Genomic DNA, 26,333 nt, shown 5'->3' with positions numbered 1-26,333 from the left:
TCAATAGTCATTAGTCATTAGTCAATAGTTATTAGTCATTAGTCAAAAGTCAATACTCATTGGTGAGTGCTGAGTGCTGAGTGCTGTTAGCGGAAGCGGGGCGTTTAGTCCGTGCTGAGTGGTAAGTGGTAAGTGGTGAGTAAGTATGAAGTTATTCTTCCCCTACACCCCTACACCCCTATCCCTTACACCCCTACACCCCTAAAACGCAAAAAGCCACGTTTAACGAGGCTTGGTTTGCAGGTTATGTAGTTAGTGTAGCCAATCTTTGGTAGTTAATGCTGTTGTGGGCCTTTAGCATCACATTCTTTGTGCCAGCACCTTTCTAAAAGTCCGATGCGCCAGATATGGGCAAAACGGCGGGGATTGAGTTCTAGTCTTTGATCACGGCTAAATAATGGTTGGTTAAGATAAGACCATAGAGGAAATTTAATCTTGTTGTGTTTATCATCCATAGTGAGGAACAAAATAGTATAAAAGACGTTAAGCAATAGTTAGCAATGAGGAAAAATCCATCTAGATACTGATTTTCTTGTTAAAGATGCCATGATATACATTCAAATGTCCTGGTGGCAATTGCGGATTTTTACTTAAACATTTCTGCCACACTTGCAAGACTGGTAATTTATTGAAAAGTTCCTTAATAAAGTATTTCTACTTATATCTGTTGGAGGTGTGATTGTTGTTAATGGTAGGACTTTGATACAGTCAGTTAGAGGTTAGATTCACAGTTGCTGGGATCATTTTTGCAAGACAACATACTGAGATTGTGTTTGTATAAACTCTATAAATAACTCATAAATCTAGATATTCTCAGTAGTTAATTGACAGTTGCAAGTAATAAATATCAATAATTAATCACGCACTGATGACTGATATTTAATTTAAGTATAAAAACGTTAATTAATTTAACGATTTATTTAATCATCACAATCTGAAAGTCATAAAGCAAGGGGTTTATTATAGGAATTTATAATATCGCTCAATGTATTTTTTGATGTATTTATGTTAAAAAAATAACTGATTTATATTAGTTATTAATTAGTAGGGGCAGGTGATGTGAGATATAGCAGTCTGAGTCTGAATGGCAAGAATTTACGGTGTCAAGATACCCGACTTCTTGGAAAAATCGGGTATCTTGTTTCTCACGCATGATTGAGGATTGGTTTGGGAAACTTGTCCGTACAACAGTCAACTGTTAACTGTTAACTGTTAACTACTTATAGGAGTTCAAAGCGGGCTTGGAAGAAGCGGAGATATTTGGGTTCGTAAACCATCCGCATTCCACCGATGCGATCGCGATTGTAATATACTTCATCCACGGCTTCGGCTGTTAAATCCATGTGGGCTTGGGTATAAACACGACGAGGAATTGTCAGACGCACTAGTTCTAAATCGGGATAGTAATGGTCGCCTGTATCTTTATTCCGTCCGGCGGAAACAATACCCCTTTCCATCGCCCGAATTCCCGCTTCTACATATAGTTCTGCTGCTAGTCTTTGGGCAGGAAATTGGTCTTGAGGTACATGGGGTAAAAAGCGTTTGGCATCTAAATAAATGGCATGACCACCAATTGGCATCACAATGGGAATATTCCAATCTATGAGTTTCTGACCGAGATAGTCTACTTGTCCGACACGGGCGCGGATATGATCATCTTGCACTGATTCTTCTATCCCTCTAGCCATAGCTTCCATATCTCTTCCCGCCATACCGCCGTATGTATGTAAGCCTTCGTAGATGACTACTCGATTCCGGGCTTCTTCATAGGTATCGGGATCATTCAGTGCTAGCCAACCACCGATATTTACAAGAGCATCTTTTTTACCACTCATTGTGCAACCATCGGTATAAGAGCAGAATTCTCTTAAAATGGTAGCGATCGCTTGATCACGATAATCCTCTTCTCGCTGCTGGATAAAATAGGCATTTTCCACTGCTCTGGTAGCATCTAAAATAATCCGAATCCCGTAATTTTGAGCAACTTGGAACACTTCCCGCATATTCGCCATAGAAATTGGCTGTCCACCAGCCATATTCACAGTAGCTGCCACACTAATATAAGGAATACGCCCCGCACCAACTTGGCGAATTAAATCAGTGAGTTTTTCGATGTCAATATTGCCCTTGAAAGGGTGCAATGATTTAGCATCATGAGCTTCATCGATAATCACATCGATAAATGTGCCACCTGCTAACTCTTGATGTAGCCTAGTTGTGGTGAAATACATATTGCCGGGTATGTAGTCACCAGGTCTGATGAGAATTTGAGAGAGAATATTTTCCGCACCCCGTCCTTGATGAGTGGGAACAATATAACGATAGCCGTAATACTTTTGGATATTTGCTTCTAGATGATAGAAGTTTTTACTCCCTGCGTAGGCTTCATCCCCCATCATCATCCCCGCCCACTGATAGTCACTCATAGCAGATGTACCACTATCAGTGAGTAAATCTATATACACGTCTTCCGAACGTAATAGGAAAGTATTGTAACCGGCTTGTGCGATCGCCTGCTCACGTTCCTCACGGGAAGTCATTTTCAATGGTTCAACTACTTTAATTTTGTATGGTTCTGCCCAGGAACGGCGGCGGCGCGGAGAGTTGTGCTTAACTGTATTCATAGATTGCCCCTGATTGCAACTAGCCCTTTTTGCATACTATTTTGGTAGCTAGAATCTCCAGTGGCAATAATGTTACAAATTTTAGAAAAGATTTAGCTGATTCGACCAAAACCAATATCCGTCTCTAATACCCAACCTCTCGTTAAGATTTCTTTCAAGATTGTCCATCTAAGAACATTGAATATTTTGATATAGGAAAATAAAGATAAGCATCAACAAATATCTTTTTGTAAACTTTTGTTTAATCTCAGCTAGAAAATTTCTTTAGTCTCCAGTTATTTTCTAGCTGGATTAACTTACCTATGATTATATAATGACCAACTGAACTGATATTTACTTGTCAAGTGAATATTATATAAATGATAGTTTTTCTCTATACTAATTATCGCCAATTCCATAGTCTAATTCTAGATTTAATCTAGTATTAATCGTAACTTAATACACTCCATTATTCTGATTTAAAGGTATAATAAAATTTATCGACTAAGATTTTTTGCCTACTTAATTTTTGATTCCTTACTTAAGCATGAACTCATTGATAGATAATCGAGTTAAGCTAGATTAAGCTATAGGATTCATACTTGCTCATGAGTTCCCGTGCATTGCTATTAGTCAATCGTCATGCCCGCAAAGGACAAAAACGTCTCTTGGAAGTAATTAATTGCTTGCAAAAATCCGGCTTGGAATTAATTGAAGAATCTACGGAACATCCCAAAAATTTAGCTCATATTATACACAAATATAAAAATCATGTAGATTTAGTCATAGTTGGTGGTGGTGATGGGACACTAAATGCAGTAGTAGATGCTTTAGTAGAAACGCAATTACCTTTAGGAATATTACCTTTAGGAACTGCTAATGACTTAGCAAAAACGCTAGGAATTTCTAATTCCATACCAGAAGCTTGTCAAACAATAACCAATGGGGAATTACGGCGTATTGATTTAGGGTGTGTCAATGGTAAACACTTTTTTAATGTTGCTAGTCTAGGGATGAGCGTCAAAATTACCCAAAAACTGACGAAAGAATTTAAACGACGCTGGGGAATTCTAGCTTATGCAGCTACAGCATTACAGGTAATTTGGGAATCTCGACCTTTTAGTGCCGAAATTCGTATCCCAAATCAACGCTATCAAGTAAAAACAGTGCAAATTGCTGTTGGTAATGGTCGTTACTATGGTGGTGGTATGGCTATAGTTCATGATGCCAAAATCGATGACCAAAGACTAGACCTCTACAGTTTAGAAATTCAACATTGGTGGCAAATAATTCCATTACTACCTGCTATTCGTAACGGGAGACATATTCATCGGCAAAATGTCCGCGCTTTACATGGACAAGAGATGGAAATTTATACACGCAGACCCCGTCCAATTAACACCGACGGCGAAATCACCACATACACCCCCGCTAAATTTAAAGTTATTCCCCAAGCCGTAGCTGTTTTCGTACCACCGGTTTAGGGAATGGAATGAGTAATGAGTAATGAATGCTGAGTGCTGTTAGCGGTAGCGCGGCGTTTAGCCGGTGCTGAGTAATGACTAATGACTATTGACTATTGACTATTGACTCTCTTCTCTGGAATCAAAACAGATTTATTTGTATTTAAACTCAATTCTCTTGTAGTTAACTGAAATCGGGTACTGTGGCCACTCACATCAATTCACGCCAGATGGACTTGAGATTTTCTCAAGAGATTAAGCTACTGCTACAAAAGTTAGCCGAACAGCATTTAAGTCTCGGTGAGATTTTAGCGGAAACTTCCGAACGGGGTTTTAGCTTAGTTATTGCTTTATTAGTCTTACCGTTTTTGTTTCCTATGCCACCTGGTTTAGCAGGGCCTTTTGGTGCGGGATGTCTATTATTGTCTGTACAGATGATACTTGGTAGGCGATCGCCTTGGCTACCCAAAAGAATCGCTCGTTATAAATTCCCTCGCCCTTTTGCCCAGTTAATCTTACAAAATCTCCGCCGTATTACCACAATCTTTGAAAAAATCGCCCGTCCCCGCTTGGCTAAAATCGCAGAAAATCCCCTCACTTGGCGAATTAATGGCGTGTGTATCTCTTGGCTGACACTGTTACTCATGTCACCAGTACCGTTTACTAATCCGATTCCCACAGTGGGAATTTTACTGTTGACAGTCGCCACCATTGAATCCGATGGCTTATTGATTTGCGTGAGTTACGGCATCACGACTTTAATTACTATCTTATTTGGATTTATTGGCTATGCCTTGTGGTTAGCTCCTAGTTGGCTACCATCTCTATGGAGATAATAAAAAGCCCTCAGCCACAGACTGAGGGGCTTGCTTTTATTAAGGTGCATCTACTTACTGATATATCCACTATGGATTTTGCCGTATCGGGAAGAATCGTTAGAAACCAATAATCCTTTATATTTACTTTATTTTGGTCTTACTGCCAGATGAGTAAAAAATACTTACTTTAATGGAATTTTCGCTTTTTGAAAGACCTGTTCGGCTGTCAATTCCCATCCTGGAAATAAAGAATCTGTAATTAATTCATCTCCCATATAGGTTTTTGGTGCAGCATCGGGATAAAACACAGTAATGCTTCTAGCTTTGCTATCTAAAATCCACACTCGCAGCACATTAGCATTTAAATAATCCTGTGCCTTAGCTACCATTTGTCCAAAGGTTTGTCCTGGCGAAATAATTTCAATTACTAAATCAGGCGGTACAGAACAGACTCCCTCTTCTTCCCAATCTGATGGCAAACGCTCATGAGAAATATACAATACATCTGGTACTGGCACCCAGTCTTTTCCTCTGCGGGTTAATGCTACTGCTAACTCTGGGCAAACCTCTCCTTTGCCCTCACATAATTGTTCGATTAAATTGATTAAGGCGCGAGTGAGTTTCGAGTGGTGCTTTTTTGGTGACATTTTAGGAATAGCTTGACCATCGATGAGTTCATAAGTTGTATCTCCCTCGCCTGGGGACAGATTTAAGAACTCTTGCAAGGTGAGATGATTGTCAGCTTGGAGAAGCATAGCAAAAACTAAAGGGTTGTTAATTGTAATTCTTATTGGGTATATATAAAACCCCATACTGCCAGATGAGCAGCAAATACTTAATTTAATGGGATTTTCGCTTTTTGAAAGACTTGTTCGGCTGTCAATTCCCATCCTGGAAATAAAGAATCTGTAATTAATTCGTCTCCCATATAGGTTTTTGGCGCAGCGTCGGGATAAAACATAGTAATGCTTCTAGCTTTGCTATCTAAAATCCACACTCGCAGCACATGAGCATTTAAATAATCTTGTGCCTTAGCTACCATTTGCCCAAAAGTTTGTCCTGGTGAAATTATTTCAATGACTAAATCAGGCGGTACAGGACAGGCTTCATCTTCATTCCATTCTGTGGGTAAACGTTCATAGGAAATATAGACAATATCTGGTACTGGAATCCAATCTATTTCCTTTTTCTTTAATAGAACAGCCCACTCTGGACAAACAATTCCCCTATGTTCACATCTTTCTTCTATCAAAGAGAGAAGAACATGAGTCAGCTTGGCGTGAAAAAACTTTGGTGACATCTTAGGAATAGCTTGACCATCGATGAGTTCATAAGTTGTATCTCCCTCACCTGGGGACAGATTGAAGAACTCTTGCAAGGTGAGATGATTGTCAGCTTGGATAAGCATAGCAAAAACCAGAAGATGGCTAATTTTGATTTTAACTACATTGCCTGTAAAACTTCCTTAATAACATCTGCTGGTACTTCATCAGTAATTGTCACCACACCAATTTGAGTTGGTAAAATAAACCGCACTTTGCCATTTTTGACTTTCTTATCTAGTTGCAGTGCGTCAATAATACCGTCAATATCTAAACCCTCTGGTAACTTGGTAGGTAAACCTGCTTTTTGAATCAAAGCGTTTTGACGTTCTGTGTCTTCTTTTTGCCACATTCCCCATTTCACAGCAATTTGTCCGGCTGCTACCATCCCAATAGCGACAGCTTCACCATGATTAACTAACCGATAACCAGTCAAGCTTTCCACAGCATGACCAATGGTGTGTCCATAGTTGAGAATAGCGCGCAGTCCCCCTTCCTTTTCATCTTTGCTGACAACATCAGCTTTAGCTTGACAAGAACGAGTGAGGATAGAACTAATCAATTCTGGCTTGATATAGCGTAGTTGATTCAGGTGTTTGCTAGCTTCCATTTGCTGGAATAATTCTGCATCCCAAATCACACCATACTTAATTACCTCTGCCATACCGGCGCGAAATTCCCTTGTGGGAAGGGTTTTTAGTACGTCTGGGTCAATTAATACCAAACGTGGTTGATGGAATGCACCAATGAGGTTTTTACCTTGGGGATGATTTACCCCTGTTTTACCACCTATAGCTGAATCTACCATTGCTAGCAGAGTAGTAGGAACTTGTACAACATTAATTCCCCTTAGCCAACTAGCCGCCGCAAAGCCAGTCATGTCACCAATTACCCCTCCCCCTAAAGCCACCATTGTGGAGGAACGTTCTAGGCGATTTTCTAGGGCAATATCGTAGAGTTTTTGAATGGAATTAAGGGTTTTGTAGCGTTCTCCGGCTGGGAGACAATAGCTAGCAACATGAAAGCCAGCATCTTCCAAAGACTTTATACTTTTTTCGCCATAATGCTTAAATATAGTGGGATTCGACACCAGTAATACTTTTTTACCCAGCTTCAAATCAGCCATCCGTTGACCAAGCTGTTCTAAACTTCCAGATGCGATCGCAATTTCATAAGACTGCTGTGGTAGATTCACATTAATTACAGAAGTCATTACCCAAACCCCAAAAAGCGCAGTGGGCTGTATTTTACCGTATTTTGGGGGACTGGGGATTGGGGACTTATCAATTCAAAATACCCTACGGGAAGCAAGCTACAAAATTCAAAATTCAAAATTGAAGAGTGATTAGGGATTGGGGACAAGGTAGAATTGATTTTCTAACTCAGCACCGGCTAAACGCCGCGCTACCGCTAACAGCACGGGCTAAACGCCCCGCTTACGCTAACAGCACTCACTACTCATCTCCAAACTTCTGTCAAATCTAATATAAATCCTGGTAACACGTCTTCGCCTGATAAACTGACGGGATGATTTAGGGTTTCAACTGCTTGGCCTGGGCGATAAATTTCTACTCTTTGATGTTTGCAGTCAATTAACCAACCTAAACGCGCACCATTATTTATGTATTCTCTCATCTTGGCGCGTAGCTTTTCTATAGAGTCACTTTTGGAACGTAGCTCCAGCACGAAATCAGGGCAAATCGGGGCGAAGGTTTCCTGCTGTTCTATACTTAGAGCATCCCATCTATCTTGACGTATCCATGCAGCATCAGGAGAACGATCACTACCGTCAGGAAGATGAAACCCAGTTGAAGAGTCAAATACTACACCTAACTTAGCTTGACGATTCCACAACCACAGTTGTCCAGCAATATCCAAGTTTCTCTTACCAGTATCACTCCCTGTTGGTGGCATGACAATCAATTCCCCTTCCGCAGTTCGTTCCAATTGTAAATCTCTGTTAACCAACGCTAACTGCACAAATTGCTCATGAGAAACCGTCAGAGTTAGAGTCTCTGGAATGTTGACCGCAAGACTTTGGGATATTTGCGTCATCGTCAAGCAACAGGCAAAAGGAAATATATTTCTTAGTCTAGTTCATCTTCCACATTAAGTAATGAGTGCTGAGTAATGAGTAATGAGTAATGAGTAATGAGTGGTGAGTGCTGTTAGCGTAAGCGGGGCGTTTAGCCCGTGCTGTTAGCGGTAGCGCGGCGTTTAGCCGGTGCTGAGTAATGACTAATGACTAATGACTAATGACTAATGACTAATGACTAATGACTAATGACTAATGACTATTGACTATTGACTATTGACCAATGGCCAAAAATTAATGGTTCAATATAGTTAGTAAAGTATTGTGGAGAAAGATAAATGTTAGGAGTAGTATCTTACGTCCTGTTCTTGGCGTTGTTTACCGGTATAGCTGTGGGTCTGCTGTTCGGTCTGCGTTCTGCTAAGATTCTATAATTTAGGGATATAGGATATGGGGGTTTCGGGGTGGAAGTGAGGCAGAATTCTACACCCCTATACCCCCATACCCTTACACCCCTACTTGACTAACTACCCGATTTGGTCTGGAAGCGGGGGGACGCATTTCTAAGCCGAGTAGATTCAGCATTTCTTGGTCTGCGTCGTAATCTGGACAGGGGGTAGTGACTGTTAACATCTTGTTGTCGTCACTAGAAAAGATGGAGTTAGCCCCCGCCATGAAGCAAAAAGCTTGTTCAACTTGCGAAAGTCTCGCCCTTCCCGCACTTAAACGCACATCGGAAGTAGGCATAACGATGCGGGCTGTGGCTATCATTCTGACAACATCCCAAATGGGGACATCGGGCTGATTTTCTAAGGGTGTACCTTCTACTTGGGAGAGAATATTAATTGGTACTGATTCTGGGTGAGGATTGAGATTGGCTAAGGTGTGTAACATGGAGATGCGATCCTCAACGCTTTCGCCTAAGCCGAGAATACCGCCGGAACAAACTGTAACGTTGGTTTGTCGGACATTTTCGATAGTGTTTAAGCGATCGCCATAAGTCCTAGTGGTGATAATTGTACTGTAATATTCTGCTGAGGTATCTAAGTTATGGTTATAAGCATACAGTCCCGCAGTTTCTAAACGTTTAGCTTGGTCTGCTGTCAGCATTCCCAAAGTACAGCACACCTCTAAACCCATGTCAGTCACATCTTTGACCATATCCAGGACTTTCTCAAATTGAGAATTATCCCGCACTTCCCGCCAAGCCGCACCCATGCACACACGACTGACACCTTTTTGTTTTGCAGTTTGGGCAATGTTAACTACTGTTTCTTTATCTAAAAGTGCTTGGGGCTTGACTTCAGTTTGGTAACGGGAAGACTGGGCGCAGTAACTACAATCTTCTGGACAGCCGCCAGTTTTTATTGATATTAGCTTACATACTTGGATTTGTTTGGGGTCATGATATTGACGATGAATGCTAGCAGCTTGATAAATTAGCTCTAGCAACGGTGTATGATATATTTCCCGAATTTCTAGTTCTTGCCAATCGTAGCGTATTCCCGACATTACTATCCTTCTTCTAGACTGGATTGATTAACAGCTGTCTTTTTGTTATATCCCCTAACGTGCATCTTTTGGCGCAGGCGATCGCACCTATTATCCTCAACGAAGATGCTAGAGAGTATGATTAACCAGTGTCAGAAATGCCGAAAAATTTCTGTAAAGTTAGTGACAATATATAACAGGGAACAGGAAACAGGGAATAGGGAACAGAGAACAGGGAATAGGAAACTGGTAATCTGCTGTAAAGATGTCTTTCCCCTACACCCCTACACCCTTACACCTTTACACCACTTATTCTGAGTGATATGAAATCAGAACTACCCATCATTACCAGCGATCGCCTACTATTACGCATAGGTATTCAAGAAGATATCCCTAGAATTGTGCAGTATTTTCGAGAGAATAAAGATTTTCTCACGCCTTTTTATCCTACTTGGTCAGAACATTTCTTTACAGAAGACTACTGGCACAATCAAGTCGAAAACAACTTTTTAGAATTTATCCATGACCAATCTTTAAAATTATTAATTTTTCCTAAAAAACAGCCAAAAACAATCATCGGTACTGTCAACTTCAACAATTTTATTCGTGGGGCTGCCCATTTCTGTCATTTAGGTTATGGTCTAGCCGAAACTGCCCAAGGCCAAGGTTATATGACAGAAGCCTTACAGGTAGCTACCGAATATGTCTTTCAAGAATTAAACTTTCATCGCATCATGGCTAACTATATGCCCCACAATCAACGCAGTGGCAATGTCCTCAAGCGACTGGGATTTGTAGTAGAAGGTTACGCTAGAGACTATTTACTAATTAACGGTCAATGGCAAGACCATATTCTCACAAGTTTAATTAATCCTCACTGGCAGACCAATGAGTGGGAATAGGGAATGGGCAATGGGGACTGGGGACTGGGAAGATGGGGAAGTGTGGGGAGTGTGGGGGGAAAGATTTCTTCTCTATCCTCCCACACCTCCCACCCCTCCCACCCCTCCTGCTTGCCCAATGCCCCATGCCCCATGCCCAATTAACTAATTACATCGGCTTTCTCTAAAGATTCTGGGACTTCTTCGGAGTTCTTAAAGGCAAACCTTAATAAAGGCGGTGCTAAAAATGTTGTCAGAATTACCATAATCACAATTGCAGCTTGCAGAGGTTTATCTAACGTACCACTAGCAGCACCAATACCTGCAAAAACTAAACCCACTTCACCACGGGGAATCATCCCTACACCTACGGCTACACGGTTGATTCCAGGCTGACCGAACACTGCCCAACCAGTAACAACTTTACCTATAATTGCTACCACGATTAAGAAGGTAGAAATAATTAATCCTTCTCTATTTTCTGGAACTATGGGATTCAGCACGCCCAAATCTACTTTCGCGCCCACAGTTACAAAGAAAACGGGAACTAGGATATCAGCAATAGGCTTGACTTGCTCATCTAATTCGTTGCGTCTATCAGTTTCATCTAAAACTAAACCAGCCGCAAATGCACCCAAGATAGCTTCTAAATGAATGGCGTTACCTAAAAAAGCCATGAAGAAGGCAAAAATAAACGCTGGGATAACTAAATTGCCTCTTGTTTTTAAGATGCTGGTGATGGTGCAGAAGCCTTGATTGAAGAACTTACCCAGTAAGATAGAGCCAATCAGAAAAACAGTAGCACTGACAATTAAATAGATGACGTTGAAAACATCAACTTCGCCGGTTTTTGCCAAACTTGCAACTACTGCTAAGACAATAATGCCTAAAATATCGTCAATGACTGCGGCACCAACAATAATTTGACCTTCTCTTGATTTGAGATGACCGAGTTCTGAGAGAACTTTGGAAGTAATACCAATACTTGTTGCGGTTAAGGCTGCACCAGCAAAAATCGCGGGAATCACTGGAGCATGAAATAATAAAATTAGCCCAGCTGTACCAGCAGCAAAAGGAACTGCTACCCCGACACAAGCAACTATTGTTGCTTGATAACCAACTTTTTGCAGTTCTCTTAAATCTGACTCCAGGCCAATTTCAAACAACAGAATAATTACACCCAACTCAGCCAATATGGAAATACCTTCACTCTGGGTGTTAAAAATTGCTGTAGCTGCATCAGGGGTGAGATGATTAATCAATTGCAGCACCTTCATAATCATGGAGTCATCTGCTACTGCACCGCTTTGGGGAAATACAACTAGATGCAGTGCAGAAGCACCCACAATTACACCACCCACTAATTCACCCAAAACCGGTGGTAAGTCAATTATTCTTGCCAACTCACCGCCGATTTTACTAGCCAAATAAATGACTACTAAACTCAGTAGTACACCAGTCAACACAATGGGAGCATCTTCGGCATTAGCTTCTGTTGTTAACAACAAAGATGGCAATGCCGAAATTAGAGGTGTCAAAGAAGTCATCGACTGAAGGATTGGTTCTGAAAAAATCATTTGAATTTATCTGTAAATGCTGGGTTCAAACAATTCTCGATTTTGGATTGATGAATCACTAATTGATGCAGTTTGCAAATAATTGGACAGGTTTTCACCTGTCCAATTTAGCTGTATCTTTTGCTGGAGTTTAACTCGTTATAGTAAGTGAGGAAATAGGTAATAGGTCATAAAAATATCTATCACTGTGACCCATTAACTATAACTCGTCACTTAGTAAACGCCAGTGGTGGTATCACTTTTAACTAAAGCAACTGCTTGTTTTAGGGCTTCTAAACGGTCTACAAACATATGATGTGGCTGTACAAATCTAGAAACGCCGAAGTTTTCTAAGCGGCGTTTGACTTTCCCTGTGGCACCAACTATGAGAACATGACGACCTTGTTCAGAAGCATCTTTGATGGCATTTTCAATTGCTAAAGAAGCTGTGACACCCAGCATAGGTACATCACTGAGATCCACAATTAGCACGTCGGAATCTGCCATTGCTGAGTGTTCACGGGCGATCGCTTTGGATACCCCAAAGATCATCGGCCCACTCAAGTAAAATAACAGAATGCGTCCATCAGCTTGATCGAGCAATCCCTTCTCTTCATCACTTAAAACAATCGCATCATCAGCGTCAGTGATGGTTTTAACTTCTTGTGCCTGCAATTCGGAAAGACGGTCAATAGTTAAGATATTGGCAATGAATACCCCAATAGCCACAGCTACAATTAAGTCTACAAATACGGTGAGGAATAACACACCGTACATAATGACTGCACCTTTCCAAGAAACTTTGTGGGCGCGTTTTAAGAAACTCCAATCAAGAATATCAATCCCTACCTTCAAGGCAATACCAGCCAATACAGCCATAGGGATAGATTCTGTTAAATTCGCTGCCCACAAAACTACAACTAACAAAATTAAGGCACGAGTTAAACCAGATACAGCAGTTCTAGCACCAGTTTGGATGTTAACTACTGTTCCCATTGTGGCACCAGCACCAGGTAGCCCACCACACAAACCGGATACCAAGTTACCAATGCCTTGACCAATTAATTCTTTGTCAGATTTATGTTCAGTACGAGTCAAGCTGTCTGCAATCACTGCGGTTAGTAGGGTATCAATACAACCCAACATCCCCAACATAGCACCATCAATCAACATAGTGGTGATTTGTCCAGGAGTGAATACAGGCATTTGCAAAGTCGGTAGTCCCATTGGAATTTCGCCAATGCGTCTGATTCCCGCATCGCCAAAAAACACCAGGGAAACTACAGTACCCACGATTAACGCTACTAACTGCGGTGGTGCAAAACGCTTGAACTTAGCTGGCATGAGGAAAATAATCGCTAATGTCAGCACACCCAAAGCTGTTTCCGCAGGGTTAATTTTGGTCAACAAATTGGGCAAATTCTGCACAATTCCCAATACACCACCTTTGGGGCTAGGCTGCCCCACAAAAGGCGCGATTTGCAGAATAATCAAAATTACCCCAATTCCTGACATAAAGCCAGAAATTACACTGTAGGGCATGAGGGTAATATATTTACCCAACTTAAATATCCCAAATAAAATTTGAAATATCCCTGCCAGCATGACGACAGTAAAAGCCATCACTAAACCGGTTTTTTGATCACCACCAGCCGCCGCAGTCATAGAACTGACAATTGCCGTCATGACTACAGTCATCGGCCCTGTCGGTTCGGAAATTAGGGTGGGTGTACCACCGAATAGTGCAGCAAAAAAGCCCACACATACAGCACCATAAAGACCAGCTACAGGGCCAGCACCAGAAGCGACACCGAAAGCCAATGCTAATGGTAGAGAGACAATTGCGGCGGTTAAGCCACCGAATAAATCTCCTCGCAGGTTTCTAAAATTGATTGTATTGGTCAAGGACATTTTGAGTTCCTAAAACAAGCAAAGAAGTTTTGATGGTTGATAACAATTGGCGCAGTCTTGGTTAAATTTTGTATTTCATAGAAGGTGAGAACCAAGACAAGAAATTTAGGTTTCCTTGTCCCGTTGAAAACAGGTGAAAAATGCTATGAGAAGTGTTTACATCAAGGTTCAGTTTTGTTTATAGCTAAATCACTTGTTGAAAATAGCTTACATTGTTTTATCCCTATGTTTTACATTTGATATCCTTATTATTAAAACAATCTTAAATAACAATCATCAATAAAAACTTATACATCCTTACAAATCTCGGTTTGACGAGTGATAGAATTGTGTGAAGAAGTTAATTAAACATAAAAGCAATAGGTATTTAGACTTTGTTACTTTTCTTCATAATGCTGCGGTGCTGATTTGTGGGGAATAGAGATTGTGGCAATTTGGCAACCGCAATTACAGAGAAGTAGGTTTAATGGAGATATCAACAGGGGTAGTGAGTATTGCGAGACAAACCAAGCAGGGATCAATCGTAGTCTCAGCATTCCTAGCCCATCGCCAGTTGTTGACCAAGGGTTAATGAGCAACGCTACACAGTTGAAATGCTTAATTTACAGCCCTAGTCCACCGCTTCAAACAACTGGCAATTAATCCCATACAACAGAATATATTAAGAATCATATTGGATTTCTGAAAAAATCAGTACATTTTTATCTCTTCTTAAGCTGTTACCCCAAAGTTTTAAGCGCAGGTTTCCTCCACTCAGATTTTCTCTGTTCCCTGTTAAGAGTTTCCTAGCTCAGTAATTTCAATCATCAAGTCGGATTACTGTATAAAAATTACGGCTCTTTTGAAGTAAGTGAGGTACATTATGAGTAATAAAAAATTTACTTATTACTCACTACTCACTACTTATTACGCATTACTTTTTCAATTAGCTGCTGTCTCTCATCAACATCGAATCTGCTGTAAATGTACAAATACTTAACCCCGCCTTCTGCGAGAAAGTGGGGTTAATATCTTTCACCAAGATAGTTAATGGCTTGATAATTTTATGGTTGCCAAGGTGAAGGAATTGGCGTTGTGGAAATGACTTTATTCGCCATTAGTTTAATCGCAGTTCTACCACAACTGGGGCAAGGAACATCTAGCATTTGTGATGATACTCCTTCTACCTCACTTAATAGACCTTGTTTACAGTGCCAACATTCAAAAATGATGCGATGTACTGGCTGATTACAATCTAAAATTTTAACGTGTTGAAAATTTCTGATTTCGTTGTCATTATGTCTGGGCTTGTAGGGTTTCTTAATTTCTCTTACTTCCATTATTTTACCTGTCTAACTCACTGATCAAATTGTCCGGTAATTCAGTGATAATTTTTACTGAAAAGTGGGACTCACACAATAATACAAAGATTCAGATTTGTAGATGCGAAAATTTCTAACCATAGGCGAGTAAAAAGAAATAACACTGATGATGTTGTCAACTTTTTACTTATTTCAAATGATAGCTTTATTTTCGCAATCATATATTAAGTAATCAAAATTTTCATATTTTTATTTTGCGAACTCTACATTCATTTTATAGTAATCTGTTTTGATTCCTAAAGTCATACTCTATCGTTATAGGTAGTATTGTTTCAAGATTCTGGTGTTCCCTTGGTTCCTGTTCCCTATTCCTGTTAAAATTTCCCTACCTATGCAAGTAATTTCAATAATCAAGTCGAATTCCTATATAGGAATCCGCTTTGATTCCTGAAATCGTTTGCGTAGTAAGGGAACAGTGAACAGGGAACGGGGAACAGTTAAGAAGGAATAAAAGTGTACCTAGCTTCGCACAAATCAAATATGAATCCTATATGAGTCCTATATGAGTCCTATATTTCTAAATTCAGTATAAATATTTATCCATAATCACCAAAAAATCAAATGTTTTGTAAAACTAAATACTAATTCGGAAAAATATTCTAGCATCGGGTAGATTAATGTATGTGCTTCCTCCGTAACCCTCATCTGCTTTCCTCCTCATAACCTAATACAGTTCAGATAAGACTATTTTTCCTTGTGCTGTTCCCTTACCTCGACAGAAGAACTTTCTTAACTGAACCATATTGCTTTATAACCCGTAACACATAACCTATAAACTTTATGGCTGAATTAACAGAAGCGTTAAAATTTATTGAAAAAATAGAAAAAGACAACCTTGGCCAATCTGTTTACGAAATAGCTAATCAGCTGCGGGGATATACAAAACCGCAGTATACAACTAAGTTATGGACGTTAGCGACAGGGTATAACCAGAACTATATTCAAGGAGAATTTCAGGGAAAGCTGAGTTTAGAAGTAGCGTTAAGTGGTGAGAAAGTTGATTTTGGTCATTTTATTGCGTCTCTTTCCGACCAAATTAATCAACAGGGAATACGCAAGTCTGATTTAACTAGTTGGACTGGCGACCACACTTCATGGGCGGGAGATATTGGTTCTGCAATTGTTTTTTATCGTTCCCAATCTGATCCTACTAACAAAATTAGTCTTGATGAAGCTTTGCGAAGATTGGCCAGTGATACTGACTGTAGTGCTAATGTAGCAGCTTATGTCATCGGTAATCTATTAAATCGCGATCGCAAACTTACCATCTCTCAGGCCATTAGGCAATACGATGCTACTAGCTATGCGGTGCATATCCAAACATTCCTCACCAACCGCTTTGGGGCAAATATTTCAGGAAATATACTCCAGAATCCAGATACAGTAGAAGCTAAGATGCGTTTGACTGTATCTACCTATATTGGGTTATCTAGCACAGCATCTAATGTTTATAAGTCTGTGAAAAACTTGGTCAAGCTACAACCACAGTTAGCATCGGAAAATCAAAATATCCCTAACGCCAGTGATTTATTGACTGGTTCTCTACATTTTTTGTCTCATTTAGTAAAATTTGGTGGTTTAGAAAGCTTGAATTTCCAACCCTATCAAGTTCCTAGCGTATCTTGGTTAGGGAAGGTGGATTATTTTGTTAGTAGTCAATAGTCAATAGTCATTAGTCAATAGTCATTAGTCAATAGTCATTAGTCAATAGTCATTAGTCAATAGTCATTAGTCAATAGTCAATAGTCAACTAATTACTGCATTTACTCTTAAGCCGAAGTAAGTTAATACTAATTCGTTTGTACCGTTGTTTACAACTTCGTGAATTTCTCCTGGTTCTACAGCGACGCAGTTTCCGGGAAGTAGGGGGTATTCTTGACCGTTAATGAAAATTATGCCTGCGCCTGCTTCTACAAAAAAGACCTCGCACATATCTTGGTGGGCGTGGGCTGCGGCTTTTTGCCCAGGTGCAAAACGGGCTTGGGAAAAATTGGTCAAGTGGGGTAAATCACCAAACCTTAGCATTACTTTCTTTTTAATCTCTGGGTTGTGAGAAACCGGTTCTTCTGGTGTTTCGCTTAATGATGTCGTGATCATAAGTTATCCAAATTTATCCAAATGTTGAGATTTTGGGCATGGGGCATAGAAGAGGAATGGGTGCAGGGTGCAGGGGGCAAGGGGGAGAAAAATTTCCCCCTGCACCCTGCCCCCTGCCCCCTGTCTTCTGTCTGTCTCCCCAGTCCCCAATCAACTCGGTCTCAAATCGTTCGATAGTTCTACAATACCCCTAGAGCCATCGATTCTCACTCGTTGGTCATCTTGTAAAATCCATGTAGCTCCTTTAACATCCATGACTGCGGGAATTCCGTATTCACGGGCGACGATCGCACCGTGGGAAAGTCTACCCCCAGCTTCGGCAATTAAGCCGCCAGCCCTGACTAGTAAAGGGGCCCAGCCTGAATCTGTGTAGGGTACTACGAGGATTGTGTCTTTGTCTATCTCTGGTAGGTTTTGTAAGTTTCTGACTACTTTGATCCGTCCCTCGGCTTGTCCGTGGCTAGCGGGAATACCTTGTAAAATTTGGTCTGAGTAAACACCGATGGTGGTTGTGGGATGGGGCGGTATATCACCGTAGACGACGAGGGGAATTTGCTCGATTTGGCTATCTTGGAAGAATTGCGATCGCCTAAATGCAATCTTTTGGTTTAATTCTTGTAATAGTTGGGGGTTAGCATCGGCTACTAGTGAACGCACTTCTTCCAGTTCTAAAAAGAAGATGTCTCCTGGTTGTTTGAGCCAGTTTGATTGTAACCAAATTTGTTCTAAAGCTAAAAATTTCCATCTTAATTGAGCTAGTAACCGCGAATAAACCTCTGTAACTCTGCCTTTAATGTCTATCCGTCGCTGGACTATGCCGCGTTTGCGTTTACTTGGTTCTAGATTAATTTTGTCTGGTTCACTTAACTGAATTAACTGGACGAATAATTGTTTGATGGGTTGGGGTTCTTCTTTCCAGGTGGGGATGGCGATATTTGTACCCACATCACTTAAATAACCGTAATCTTCTAATAATTCCTCTAATTCATAGAGAATTTTCTGCCCTTCTGGGGTTTGGCTTAATAAATCCAATACTTGCTCTGGCTCACACTCTGCTAGTATCTGTTTGGCATCGGCGGCTAAGGTTCTCAAGGAACGCATAGCGGCTATTTCTGGGGTGATGCTGTTGTCAATTTGCTCATCTTTGACGCGAAAAATCCCCTGGCGGATGGCTGCACTTAAGGGAGCTAAAATACTGTAATATGTGCCGATACGGAGTAATTCTAGGTTAAAATCTATCCTTTCTAAAATTGCTGCTGGTTCTAACTCTTCTGTGCTTTCGTTAGCTAATCTTGACAAACCAGGAATGAAGATTTTTTGATAGTCTCGTTTAAATTCTTTCTCTAAATTTAGTTCTTGCTGGAGTAATTTTAATAACCCTGGCAGATTTTTGAGGGTGGACTGCAAGGGGGGTTTGGTCATTTTCGCGCCTCTAGTCAAAAATTCCAAACTTTCGGGCGGTAGTCCCATCCGCAGGAAAATCTCCCCTAAGAGGGAGGCGTTAAAATAGGCTCTAGAGTAATGCAGTGTGGCTGTAGCGGCAAAGTCTAGCCCTGTGGCGCGATCGCCTAAGACTAAACTAAAAATATCTCCCCACACGCCACAAGTTAAAGGACGGTTAATCGACCAAGTTAAGGGATGAACTACCCCAGGAATCACCTCGGCGGCGATTTTTCTTGTCCAGATGGGAAGTAGAGTAGTAATTGGTCTAGCTTGGAGTAACCACAGGGTTTGACCGTCGTAACTCCATTCAATATCCTGGGGTACGCCCAGGTAACGTTTTTCAATGCGGCGGGCTAAGTATGCTACTTGCTTGATAATTGCTTGGGGAACTCGTCCTGTCCCTTCTAACTGGACGGAGGAAAGATTATCTGTTTCGACGACAAAGGCGCGATATTGTTCTGGTGTGACTTTACCAGAAACGACCTGTGTGGGGCTACCAGGTAGAGCTTCGATAATGACTGCATCGCCTTGCTGGGTGATGGGATCACGGCTAAAAGCTACCCCTGAATAAGCACTCTGCACTTGTTGTTGAATGAGTACCGCCATTGCTGTGTCGGGTAAACCGCGATCGCGTCGATACTGTATTGCAGCTGGATAATTGTAAGATTCCCTAACTTCGACAATGGCTTGTTGTAATTGTGCCTTACTGGTGACGTGGATAATTGTGGCGTATTGTCCAGCAGCCGAGGCTTGTTCGGAGTCTTCCCCAATGGCGGAGGAACGGACTACTAAAGGAGATAAATCAGAAGGTTGGAGGAATGCTAATAATTTTTCGGGATCATCACCAGGAACTAGCACCCAACCTTTAGGGACAGAATAACCCCAACGCTTAATTTGTGATAAGGTAGCGGCTTTTTGCCCGACAAGGCCAGTATCTAACTCATCATCTAAAGAGAGAATAACGCGATCGCCGCGTAAATATTCAAATACAGCTTGGGATTGGGCATCAACTTCTTGGGCTGGTAACTTTAAATCATCGGGTATTTTCTTATAAATCCAACCTAGTAACGCCGCTAAGGCTACAGCCGCAATAATTTTCGGGAAATCTTCAGCATGGAGAATCGCTACAAGTAATGGAAACACGAGTAACACCCCGTACTTTACCAAAATTCTTGACTGCAACAGGGTGAAGCTAATAATTGCCAGTAAACTCACAAACAAGGTTAACAGGGGATCATGTACTAACAGTCCCCAAACTACGTTAGTTGTCCCCGCGCCTCGTCCCATTGAGTATCTACCAAAGACTAGGGCTATTAAAGCCAGTATTTCCCAGAATGACCCTTCTGGAAAGAAAGCACGGGTGAGATAAACCGCAGTCATACCCTTGATGGCTTCTGACGCTACCGCCAAAACCCCTGCTATAGTTCCACCGTGGTAAAAAGCGGCAGAAACACTGATATTTCTTGTCCCAATTTGTGCTATGTTCTTTTTCTTCAGTGCGTAAGTAATCCAAGCGATTACAGGTAACGCACCCAAGAAGGGACAGACGATTAAAATAGCTAAAGCACCCCAAAGTTCTCTCATTATGGATTTTGGATTTTAGATTGATTTTGCACCTAAAATCTCAAATCTAAAATTTTATAGTTTTTCCGCCAATTTTTACTAAATTTTAGGGCGCAAGTAGAAAAGGCAAAAGTAAAAAGGTAAAAGGCAAAAGGTTAACCAACGCATTGCCTAGCTTGGCCGCTATTGGTGTTAGAGAGGCTAGGAGCGTCACTCTTAGGGAAAAAGCAAGAAATCATAGTGCTGATTTTATCAGCTTTTTGCTTTTTTGAGATGCTTGCTCTGTGCTTTCCCACTTCGTCGGTGAAATTCCGAAAAAACCAACTTTTTGAGGACACTGACAGAGTAGTCCAGTGTCCTTGAAGGCTGCTATTGGCTCAATTTAAAGCGTAAGCAGACTGTAACGCCCAAATAATCAGGACAGCAATCGATCCCAATAGTAACACAGTAGAGATGGTGACTACTTTGGGGGTGTCTGCCCCATCAAATTTCATAATTCCTCGATTTAGGTCGGACATAGCTTTGTAGTTCTCCCTTTATTACAGTGCTAATTTGTCCGTTTTCATCTTAGTCTTTCTCTACGCAGATAGGGTTATCTTTAACATAAGAATTTGTTTAAGCTTTGCAACGTTTTCCACATTAATTTTACGGCTTGTTATTAAAAAGAGTGTTTAATTTTATACTAAAAATCTTCAGTCAGGCATAAAAAAAGTGTTCCAGTCCTAATAACAGATATCCATCTTTACGAATCGGAGATCAGCTTCATGTCAACAATTCGCTCTCTCCTCATCCTGTGCAGGCGATTTCTGGGCAGGGTTAAATTCTCCTTAATTCTGTTCCTAGCTACTTTACTCTTATTGGTCAACTTGTCTACTGTTGCCAAAGCCGGATTGAGTACCCGTTGTAAAGAAGCTCATCCAGAATTCCCTGGGATTCTCAGCATTGCTACGAGCAAAGCCGTACAAGAGGCGATGGATTTAGACTGGAAAGCTGGGCTGAAAGATCAAATTGAACGAGGACGATGGATTCAGTGGAACAAGCAAACGGGAGAATTTTCTGTTTCGGCGGTGAAAGTTGGAGATCCCACGACGGGTGACAAAGAAGTTGATATTGGCTTTCCACCACCGGACACTGAGAATATTTTCACAGTTGGGATGTACCACACACATCCACCCAACCCGAAATACAAAGACGTTGGGCCTAGTCCAGCCGATAAATTCAAAGCCACCGGACTGAGACTTCCGAGTTTGGTGCGTGACAGTAACCCTGATACCCCAGATCCCAATGATTATCAAAATTATTTAGTAGGGCCGGGACAAGCTTGTGAACCAGAAGATCCTGAAAATATCAATCGTTCTGTGAAGCTACCTAATGAGCTGTTCCAGCCTGCTAGTCCAGGTTCTGGGAACGGCACTAACAATGGCACTAACGGCACTAGTGGCACTAACGGCACTGATAGTAATGGTAATAACTCACCAGATAACGCCTCTAATCCAGGAAATACGGGCGATAAAGGAACAGGTAGCAGCTATGGCGACCCCCACATTATCACCTTGGATGGTTTTCGTTATAGTTTCCAGACAGTGGGTGAGTTTCTCCTAGAACAATCTACTGATGGCAAGTTTATTGTTCAAACTCGCCAAGAAAAAGTCCCTAAACAAGAACTGAGTTTAAATACGGCTGTGGCTGTGAAAGTAGGAAGCGATCGCATCGGTTATTATGCTCCTAGTTCCGGCAAATCTGAGGCGGTTTTGCGAGTCAATGGGGAAGTCATCACCCTCAAAGATGAGACAGTGAAATTACCTGATGGTGGTTTCCTGCAAAAACAAAGCAGCGAATACACCATTGAAAGTCCTCGCGGGGAACAGGTTATCATTCGTCCGATTAAGGTTGCAGGATTACCATTTGTGAATGTGACTGTGACAGTTCCCAACAAATATCAAGGACAAATGACGGGTTTGTTAGGAGATTTTGATCGTAACGTCAATAATGACTTGAAAACGCGCGGTGGGAAACTCATACCTAGTCAATCTAGCTATAGCAATGTCAAACTGGCGTTGAGTAATTTTTTACCAACACCCATTCCCCTAGATGAGTTCCAAAAAAGCTACTTTGACAAACTTTACCGCGATTTCGGTGATAGTTGGCGCATCAAGCAAGAGGACTCACTATTTGATTATGAAAAGGGACAATCAACGGCAACATTTACAGACCGTAATTTTCCCAAACGCTACCATAATATAGCGTCCCTGATGCCGAACCAAATTAGCCAAGCCGAAAATGTCTGTCGTCAAGCCGGAGTCAATGATTTCATGCTCGAAGGCTGTATTCTGGATGTCGGCTTTACAGGGGAAACTGGCTTTGCTAAAAATATGGTGAATGTATTAACTCATACTGTAGTTGATCGGGCTGTCAATCGTGCCTTGGATGAAGTGCGATCGCATATAAATATTCCGATTCCTGTGAAAATTCCTGGTTTTCCTTTCTAGAGTATAATTATTTACTTTCAATTCAGTTATGAGGCTGAATCACTAGGAGGGTGTTTGCTGATGAAATTATTTTTGCTCATTTTAGGGGGGGTGGTAGTAGCTTTAGTGCTGTTAGAGATTGGGTTGCGATCGCTGTTTGGTTTTGGTAATCCCCTCACTTATGTTGCTGATGACCAAATTGGCTATTTATTAGCACCCAATCAACGCACTCGTCGCTTTGGTAATCTGATTGAAATTAATGAATATTCTATGCGGAGTGGGGCGGTAGCTCAGACACCACCAACACGGCGAGTTCTCATGTTGGGAGATTCTATAGTTAATGGTGGATGGTGGACAGACCAAGCTAATACTATTTCTAGTTTATTGATGGCTAGCTTGTCTCAGCAGCAACCAACGGAAGTATTAAATGCTTCCGCTAATTCTTGGGGGCCAAGAAATGAATTAGCTTATCTCAAGAAATATGGGACTTTCCAAGCTCAGATACTAGTATTATTAATTAACACAGATGATTTATTTGCTACCGCACCAACATCATTACCAGTAGGACGCGATCGCAACTACCCAAATCAAAAACCAGCTTTGGGATTAATAGAAGTATGGCAGCGTTATGTCCAAAAGCAACAGCCGATTCCTGAACTAGCCGCATTACAAAAAGAAGCAGGCGATCGCGTGGGTGTTAATCTAGAGGCAATTGCCCAAATTCAAGCGTTAACCAGGCAAAATCAGAGTAAATTCCTGTTGGTGATGACTCCTCTACTGCGAGAACTCGGTGAACCAGGCCCCCGTGACTACGAAATTACAGCCCGTCAACGCCTCAAGGATTTTACCCAAGCACAGCAGATTGCTTATATTGATTTTCTGCCGATCTTCAACGCCAATACTAACCCACAAGCGTTATATCAAGACCACATCCATTTGAACTTACAAGGTAATCAGTTAGTCACTCGAACAATTTTGGATTTTGGATTTTAGATTGAAGATATCTGCTATTCTCATTAACTACCCGATAAAAGCCAATCAAGTTATCAAACACGGCTATGCTTGCAGCTAATGAGACTCGGTAGGGGTGGGTTAATTAAATATCATGAATAATTAACGATGATCTCGGTGAACCCTCCCCTAGCAATGTCTAAGGAGCATAACTTAGATATCTTTAGCAAAGTAAAGCTAAACATTTTCTCGAACCCATAAAGCCAAACCTCCCCCTCGGCCACGCGCTGCAATTAAATCTGCATTCACTAAAAAGAAAGCGAAAAACGCTTGTTTAGCGATGGGTTGATTGTAAAAATCCTCAGATTGACTTTTACCAGAACGAATTTTTTGTTGGTAAATAGTGCGCCCAAATAACTGTAAGAACATTTGAGTAAAATCAAAAGCCAGAATATTTTTCTTCCCTAAATACTTAGCTGGCCCTGTCAATTGTAATAAAATCGCACCCAATTTTACCTGATTACCAATTTCGCCTCTATTGCTATCCGTCTCTGAATCTGCACTGAAAGAAATCTGAATTTTTGCCAGTTTGGGGACATACCAACCCTTACCTAAAATAATTCCGCCGCGTTCTCTGGCTTTTTTTGTTCCAGTAGCGAAACACAAACGCCACGTACCAACTAAAGAATCGAATTCGTAATTTAGTCTTTGTTGTTTGGCTGTTGTTTCTGCGGCTAACAAAGCATTGACAATGGCTGCTGTAGCAGGAAGTGGATGATTTTTTTCTCGATAAGCAATTGCTACTTGAGTTAAAATGCTGACGAAATTATCTGTATTGGTGCTAATCATCACAGTTAATTAATTTTTGAATTATAAATTGTAAAAATGAGATATTGCGTTTGATTATAGGTTGTTTTATTCACTGAGTATAGGGGTGTATATCATTGCAGATATCCTTGCTTTGTGTTTCTGCAATAAAAAGCGATCGCCTCTTTAATCATATAGGCGATCGCTGCTCTTAAATCACGATAATTGTACTGCTGAGTATTTAGGCAATCTCTTCTAGATCGACCCATTCGTCATAGGAAGAATCATAACCAACATAATGTACATAGTATTGCTGACCCTGAATTTTGTTAATCACAGCAGAATACCAATCTTCATCGTCATCATCCCAAACTTTCACTTTCAGACCAACAGCAAATCCATTATCATCCGATGTGTTATGGGAACGGATGCGGATATCATCAGAGCCTACCCATTCATCGTAGGATGAACCATAACCAGCGTAATGAATAAAAAATTCATTATCTCTAACTTTCTCAATTGTTGCTGAATACCAATCTTCCTCATCTTCGTCCCAAACTTCTACATTTTTACCCACTCCTAAATCATTATTATTGTTACTTGCCGCAGAAGTAGTATCAGCAGGTCTTGATGGGGACTGTTGCTCTTGCTGCATTTCTTGCTTAACTAGAGCATGAGCTTTTTGAATTACACTATAAGCCACTGTTTGAATCCCTGTATGCTCATAGTAATTTGTCGTTTGGTCAAGAAATGCCGCAACAAAATCTAAATTATCATCAGCAATCTGAATAAAATTACCCAAACTATTAAAAATAGTTTGAGGAGTTAAACCAGTCTTGGATACTAAGCCACCAATCCAGCCTTGTACAGAGTTAAAACCTTGAGTAAGAAAACCCAGTTTCTCTGCCGGATTATTCCCTGGTAAGGAGCTATTTACTGCTAAAAAAACCGGATTTTGCGTAATTTGACCAGAAGCATCATTACCACTAATTAATCCGTGAATTTTACTCAAAAAATCAGGGCCTAATGGTAACAAACCATCGATACAAACTAAAGCCGCCATCCGAATGAGAGCCGCACCTTGATAGTTGCTACTGAGAGACTTAACAAACTCTTGGGGGTTTGGTTGAGGAATCCCATTGAGTTTGCAAAAAGCGATAATTTCAATCGCAATTTTTAATACTAAATCAACTGTTTGGGTTACATCTGCTTTGGGTGTAATATTACCTAAAAATGATAGAAAACCAATTTTTTCACCAACTTTATTTGCTAAAGCCGCCGCCGCCATAGCTGTGTCTGCTTTATCAATTGTTTGATAAAGTCTGATGACACTTTGATAACTCTGTTGAGGATCTTGATATAAAACCGTAGCCTTGTCCCTAATTCTCTGGATAACTCTCGGATCAGTTTCTCCGGTAATAGCGCGCACACTATTATCAAAGCCTACCAAATTATTCCATTGACTGGGTGCAACAAAATCGACAGCTTTTAGAACTTTGACGGTGATATTATCAGCTGGCAATTCGTCAACCAACTGCACAATCGATTTTTCCATTAAGCAAT

Annotated in this window: 24 protein-coding genes; 8 read left to right on the top strand and 16 right to left on the bottom strand. The window is 40.9% G+C overall.

Annotated elements, in window-relative coordinates; all coding sequences use genetic code 11:
• Nucleotides 1-275: 275 nt before the first annotated feature.
• Together CLI64_RS22480 and CLI64_RS22475 are read right to left on the bottom strand one after the other, a co-directional pair.
• Nucleotides 276-455, bottom strand: a complete 180-nt coding sequence (locus tag CLI64_RS22480; protein WP_103139305.1) for a hypothetical protein — start codon at nt 453-455, stop codon at nt 276-278.
• 765 nt (nt 456-1,220) lie between these two features.
• Nucleotides 1,221-2,624, bottom strand: a complete 1,404-nt coding sequence (locus CLI64_RS22475; RefSeq protein ID WP_103139304.1) for a tyrosine phenol-lyase — start codon at nt 2,622-2,624, stop codon at nt 1,221-1,223.
• Nucleotides 2,625-3,211: 587 nt separating this feature from the next.
• Between CLI64_RS22475 and CLI64_RS22470 the strand changes: the two genes are divergently transcribed.
• On the top strand, nt 3,212-4,087 hold the full coding sequence (locus tag CLI64_RS22470) for a lipid kinase (RefSeq protein ID WP_103139303.1): 876 nt from the start codon (nt 3,212-3,214) through the stop codon (nt 4,085-4,087).
• A 209-nt stretch (nt 4,088-4,296) separates the two neighbouring features.
• Complete coding sequence (locus tag CLI64_RS22465) at nt 4,297-4,902, top strand: exopolysaccharide biosynthesis protein (RefSeq protein ID WP_192881746.1); 606 nt, start codon at nt 4,297-4,299, stop codon at nt 4,900-4,902.
• 164 nt (nt 4,903-5,066) lie between these two features.
• On the opposite strand, the gene CLI64_RS22460 is transcribed toward CLI64_RS22465, so the two are convergent.
• The 4 genes from CLI64_RS22460 to CLI64_RS22445 form a co-directional block, all read right to left on the bottom strand.
• Nucleotides 5,067-5,639: a Uma2 family endonuclease gene (locus CLI64_RS22460; protein WP_103140832.1), complete on the bottom strand. Its 573-nt coding sequence runs from the start codon at nt 5,637-5,639 to the stop codon at nt 5,067-5,069.
• Nucleotides 5,640-5,719: 80 nt separating this feature from the next.
• Complete coding sequence (locus CLI64_RS22455) at nt 5,720-6,292, bottom strand: Uma2 family endonuclease (RefSeq protein WP_192881581.1); 573 nt, start codon at nt 6,290-6,292, stop codon at nt 5,720-5,722.
• Between the two features lie 35 nt (nt 6,293-6,327).
• Nucleotides 6,328-7,419, bottom strand: a complete 1,092-nt coding sequence (gene aroB / locus CLI64_RS22450) for a 3-dehydroquinate synthase (RefSeq protein WP_103139301.1) — start codon at nt 7,417-7,419, stop codon at nt 6,328-6,330.
• Between the two features lie 245 nt (nt 7,420-7,664).
• The gene (locus CLI64_RS22445; protein WP_374703946.1) at nt 7,665-8,261 is read right to left on the bottom strand and encodes a Uma2 family endonuclease; all 597 of its coding nucleotides are present in this window, start codon (nt 8,259-8,261) and stop codon (nt 7,665-7,667) included.
• Between the two features lie 318 nt (nt 8,262-8,579).
• Between CLI64_RS22445 and petL the strand changes: the two genes are divergently transcribed.
• Nucleotides 8,580-8,675, top strand: coding sequence for a cytochrome b6-f complex subunit PetL (gene petL, locus CLI64_RS22440; RefSeq protein ID WP_103139299.1), 96 nt, complete (start codon nt 8,580-8,582; stop codon nt 8,673-8,675).
• Nucleotides 8,676-8,748: 73 nt separating this feature from the next.
• On the opposite strand, the gene bioB is transcribed toward petL, so the two are convergent.
• On the bottom strand, nt 8,749-9,753 hold the full coding sequence (gene bioB, locus CLI64_RS22435; protein WP_103139298.1) for a biotin synthase BioB: 1,005 nt from the start codon (nt 9,751-9,753) through the stop codon (nt 8,749-8,751).
• 302 nt (nt 9,754-10,055) lie between these two features.
• On the opposite strand from bioB, the gene CLI64_RS22430 reads away from it, so the two are divergent.
• Nucleotides 10,056-10,634: a GNAT family N-acetyltransferase gene (locus CLI64_RS22430; RefSeq protein ID WP_103139297.1), complete on the top strand. Its 579-nt coding sequence runs from the start codon at nt 10,056-10,058 to the stop codon at nt 10,632-10,634.
• A gap of 140 nt (nt 10,635-10,774) precedes the next feature.
• On the opposite strand, the gene CLI64_RS22425 is transcribed toward CLI64_RS22430, so the two are convergent.
• A complete protein-coding gene (locus CLI64_RS22425; protein ID WP_103139296.1) occupies nt 10,775-12,190 on the bottom strand; it encodes a cation:proton antiporter in 1,416 nt (471 codons plus the stop codon).
• A 213-nt stretch (nt 12,191-12,403) separates the two neighbouring features.
• Nucleotides 12,404-14,080, bottom strand: coding sequence for a SulP family inorganic anion transporter (locus CLI64_RS22420; RefSeq protein ID WP_103139295.1), 1,677 nt, complete (start codon nt 14,078-14,080; stop codon nt 12,404-12,406).
• 426 nt (nt 14,081-14,506) lie between these two features.
• On the opposite strand from CLI64_RS22420, the gene CLI64_RS30925 reads away from it, so the two are divergent.
• Complete coding sequence (locus tag CLI64_RS30925) at nt 14,507-14,722, top strand: hypothetical protein (protein ID WP_157943309.1); 216 nt, start codon at nt 14,507-14,509, stop codon at nt 14,720-14,722.
• A gap of 401 nt (nt 14,723-15,123) precedes the next feature.
• Here CLI64_RS30925 and CLI64_RS22415 read toward each other — a convergent pair whose 3' ends face one another.
• Complete coding sequence (locus CLI64_RS22415) at nt 15,124-15,399, bottom strand: hypothetical protein (RefSeq protein WP_103139294.1); 276 nt, start codon at nt 15,397-15,399, stop codon at nt 15,124-15,126.
• Nucleotides 15,400-16,221: 822 nt separating this feature from the next.
• Here CLI64_RS22415 and CLI64_RS22410 point away from each other — a divergent pair.
• The gene (locus CLI64_RS22410) at nt 16,222-17,103 is read left to right on the top strand and encodes a hypothetical protein (RefSeq protein ID WP_103139293.1); all 882 of its coding nucleotides are present in this window, start codon (nt 16,222-16,224) and stop codon (nt 17,101-17,103) included.
• Nucleotides 17,104-17,187: 84 nt separating this feature from the next.
• Here the strand turns inward: CLI64_RS22410 and CLI64_RS22405 are convergent, their stop codons facing one another.
• The 3 genes from CLI64_RS22405 to CLI64_RS31685 form a co-directional block, all read right to left on the bottom strand.
• On the bottom strand, nt 17,188-17,538 hold the full coding sequence (locus CLI64_RS22405; RefSeq protein WP_103139292.1) for a cupin domain-containing protein: 351 nt from the start codon (nt 17,536-17,538) through the stop codon (nt 17,188-17,190).
• A 150-nt stretch (nt 17,539-17,688) separates the two neighbouring features.
• Complete coding sequence (locus CLI64_RS22400; RefSeq protein WP_103139291.1) at nt 17,689-20,565, bottom strand: glycerol-3-phosphate acyltransferase; 2,877 nt, start codon at nt 20,563-20,565, stop codon at nt 17,689-17,691.
• A gap of 356 nt (nt 20,566-20,921) precedes the next feature.
• Nucleotides 20,922-21,062, bottom strand: a complete 141-nt coding sequence (locus tag CLI64_RS31685) for a hypothetical protein (RefSeq protein ID WP_225977410.1) — start codon at nt 21,060-21,062, stop codon at nt 20,922-20,924.
• Between the two features lie 246 nt (nt 21,063-21,308).
• On the opposite strand from CLI64_RS31685, the gene CLI64_RS22395 reads away from it, so the two are divergent.
• Together CLI64_RS22395 and CLI64_RS22390 are read left to right on the top strand one after the other, a co-directional pair.
• Nucleotides 21,309-23,033: a VWD domain-containing protein gene (locus CLI64_RS22395; RefSeq protein WP_103139290.1), complete on the top strand. Its 1,725-nt coding sequence runs from the start codon at nt 21,309-21,311 to the stop codon at nt 23,031-23,033.
• Nucleotides 23,034-23,093: 60 nt separating this feature from the next.
• Nucleotides 23,094-24,005, top strand: coding sequence for an SGNH/GDSL hydrolase family protein (locus CLI64_RS22390; protein ID WP_103139289.1), 912 nt, complete (start codon nt 23,094-23,096; stop codon nt 24,003-24,005).
• 195 nt (nt 24,006-24,200) lie between these two features.
• Here the strand turns inward: CLI64_RS22390 and CLI64_RS22385 are convergent, their stop codons facing one another.
• The 3 genes from CLI64_RS22385 to CLI64_RS22380 all read right to left on the bottom strand — a co-directional run bounded on the left by CLI64_RS22385 (nt 24,201) and on the right by CLI64_RS22380 (nt 26,325).
• The gene (locus tag CLI64_RS22385; RefSeq protein ID WP_103139288.1) at nt 24,201-24,812 is read right to left on the bottom strand and encodes a hypothetical protein; all 612 of its coding nucleotides are present in this window, start codon (nt 24,810-24,812) and stop codon (nt 24,201-24,203) included.
• 92 nt (nt 24,813-24,904) lie between these two features.
• Complete coding sequence (locus CLI64_RS32000) at nt 24,905-25,039, bottom strand: hypothetical protein (protein WP_264082460.1); 135 nt, start codon at nt 25,037-25,039, stop codon at nt 24,905-24,907.
• Entirely contained in the window at nt 25,012-26,325 is a 1,314-nt protein-coding gene (locus CLI64_RS22380) for a Tudor-knot domain-containing protein (protein ID WP_103139287.1), read from the bottom strand. The genes CLI64_RS32000 and CLI64_RS22380 overlap by 28 nt, the downstream gene beginning before the upstream one ends.
• Nucleotides 26,326-26,333 lie beyond the last annotated feature (8 nt).

Origin of the sequence: Nostoc sp. CENA543, assembly GCF_002896875.1 — a bacterium.
Classification (GTDB): Bacteria; Cyanobacteriota; Cyanobacteriia; order Cyanobacteriales; family Nostocaceae; genus Trichormus.
The sequence above is the reverse complement of the archived record's forward strand: the minus strand, read 5'-3'. Positions and strand labels throughout refer to the sequence as shown.